2 protein-coding genes are annotated in these 1,787 nt (G+C 38.1%); both read left to right on the top strand.

What is annotated here, in order from left to right:
• Window positions 1–406 precede the first annotated feature (406 nt).
• A complete protein-coding gene (locus tag HMPREF1505_RS03620) occupies window positions 407–1,240 on the top strand; it encodes an SPFH domain-containing protein (protein WP_174254485.1) in 834 nt (277 codons plus the stop codon).
• Between the two features lie 45 nt (window positions 1,241–1,285).
• The gene (locus HMPREF1505_RS03625; protein ID WP_036922671.1) at window positions 1,286–1,666 is read left to right on the top strand and encodes a hypothetical protein; all 381 of its coding nucleotides are present in this window, start codon (window positions 1,286–1,288) and stop codon (window positions 1,664–1,666) included.
• Window positions 1,667–1,787: the final 121 nt, after the last annotated feature.

A 1,787-nucleotide genomic window follows, 5' to 3' on the forward strand; every position in this document is an offset into this window, starting at 1 on the left:
AAAGGGCACCTTTTGCAAGTCAATTAGGCGTCTTTAAGAAGCCAAAAGAGCATGTCTTCAAAATTATGATGTGAAAAAATAGGACAAAATGATAAGCAATTAGTCCAATTGGACCAATTAGCCTAATTAGGCTAATAGGAATAAGTTGTTTGTAGAGGATAATATCAATATAGTATCTATTTGCATTTCTTGTATAGCGTACAAATGTATTGTAAGCTCTTTTAAAACATTCTATAGGTACTACTTATACAATGTTTTGTTTGTCACATATTATATTTTTTATTATCTTTGCAATGATAAGATACCTATTTTAGCATATACAATTATACCCTCATTTGATATGAAATTCAATTCAAAACAAGCTAACCAACAGTATTCAAGTTTTAATCTTAAAGATTTCTTTGGTATGAATAATCCTAAAAAAATATTGCTTCCAGTAGCTCTTGTAGTCACTTTTTGTGCTATTGGTCTTGTTTTCTTCTCGTTTGTAAATCCTTCTTACGACCAAGAAGCGGCATTAAAGATGAAGCCTATCTTCTTTGGTAGTACACGTGTTGCTGATGAACCAGTAAATTCAATTACACTGATTGCACCAACAACGACCGCAGTCTACTTTAATATCCTGCCACAGAAGATGCAGTTCCAATTTGATGATTTGCTTTCAAACGACAATACTCCACTTGATGTTAATATGTATATGATTATCCAAGTGAAGAAAGGACAGACCCCTGACTTGCTGAGGAACTATGGAGAAAACTGGTTTGAGAACTTCATCGAACCTTATTTCCGCAATAAAGTGCGTGAGTATGTATCCTCTTGTTCGCCATTCGACTTGATGAGTAATCGTGAAGTTCTTGCAAAGTTCGATGACCGTATCAAGCAGTCTATGCGTCAGTATGTAGCCTCTTTGTCACGAAAGGCAAACTTCCCTATTGATATTCAACAGGTAATTACCGACCGTGTGATGCCTAACAAGGAGCAGTTGGAAGAGATGAACAAGACTGCTGCAAGTATTCAGGCAAAGCAAACACAAGAGAAGCGTGCCGAAATGGAACTTGCACGTGCTAAGGCTGAGCGTAATAAGGCGGTGGCTGATAAGGCTTATATGACCGAACTAAACCTCTCTCCAGCACAGTTCATACAGTTGCGTGCATGGGATGTTATCGAAAAGAAGAATGGTGCTAACATAGATGTTCTCTTTGGAGGAGGTGAAACACCGATGTGGAATATCCGCAGATAGACTACTTCTTCACCAGTTGTAACTAAAGTAAGAACGCTTAGACCTATGACAAAAGGTGAAATCTATCTTGTGGTACTTTCCATCCAACTTTTTATATTGGTAGTTATCTTCTTTGTTGTTCGAGTTGTACTCAATCCTCCAAAGAACATTATAAAGAGTTTTATTATAGTTGATGGCAATCTTTATGCCCGTTGTCAACAGGGACATATCGCACTGATTAAGGCACCTCAGCCTATCTGTATAAAAGATATTGTTAGGATAAAGCTTAATCAGAGCATATCTTTCAATGGTAGATTTCCAGTTGTTGTGGAAACAAAGGATGGGAAACGTGTTACACTCTTCATCGGTGGGATCTCTCCAATGCGAGAACTCCAACGGCTTCGAGAAGAACTATTAGCAAGCGAGTTTGATGGAGAAATCTATTGAATCACGGTCATGGCTGTTGAGTGTTGACTGTTAGGTGATGATGTAAAGTGCGCATCTGAGGGAACATGTTTTGTCTGGGTGTTGGGTGTTGATTGTTCGGTGATGATGTAAAGTGCGCATC

The organism is Prevotella sp. ICM33 (assembly GCF_000517825.1).
GTDB lineage: Bacteria > Bacteroidota > Bacteroidia > Bacteroidales > Bacteroidaceae > Prevotella > Prevotella melaninogenica.